The organism is Halobellus sp. Atlit-38R, assembly GCF_003665925.1.
GTDB lineage: Archaea > Halobacteriota > Halobacteria > Halobacteriales > Haloferacaceae > Haloquadratum > Haloquadratum inordinatus.
This window is the reverse complement of the sequence record NZ_QXIJ01000370.1, coordinates 1-445: the sequence shown is the minus strand read 5'-3', so window position 1 is coordinate 445 and position 445 is coordinate 1. Positions and strand designations below refer to the sequence as shown.

General features: G+C 71.5%; 1 protein-coding gene. It reads left to right on the top strand.

Features of this window, described 5'->3' with window-relative positions:
• Positions 1–266: 266 nt before the first annotated feature.
• The coding region (locus D3D02_RS19890; protein WP_199723242.1) for an aldo/keto reductase at positions 267–445 on the top strand (179 nt) is incomplete at its 3' end.

Here is a 445-nt window from a genome sequence, read left to right as displayed (position 1 = left end):
GCTCGTTCACTCCGTTCACTCGCTGTGGTGCTTACGTCGCCTCAGCCCGCCTCGCGGCTGCCCCTTTGAGTCCGCCCCGCCCCGCACGGCAACCGCACCTCACGCCTCCCCAGCCTCGTCGGCCTCGCTCCGGCCGCCCGACTCCCTCGCGCGTGCTGCTTGGCCGCGAAGCGGCCTCGCAGGCACGCGCCACGGCGTTCGGTTGTGACGCCGGCACGGTTCCCCGACCGGTAGTTTCAATCGGCGATCCGGCGAACCCCTGTCGCGTGACCGTTCCAACGAAGACGCTCCCGAGCGGCGCGGAGCTACCGGCGCTCGGACTCGGCACGTACGACCTCACCGACGGCGAGACCGTCGACAGCGTCCGCGCGGCGCTCGACGCGGGCTACGGCCACATCGACACGGCCGAGGGGTACAAAAACGAGGAGGCCATCGGCGACGCCCT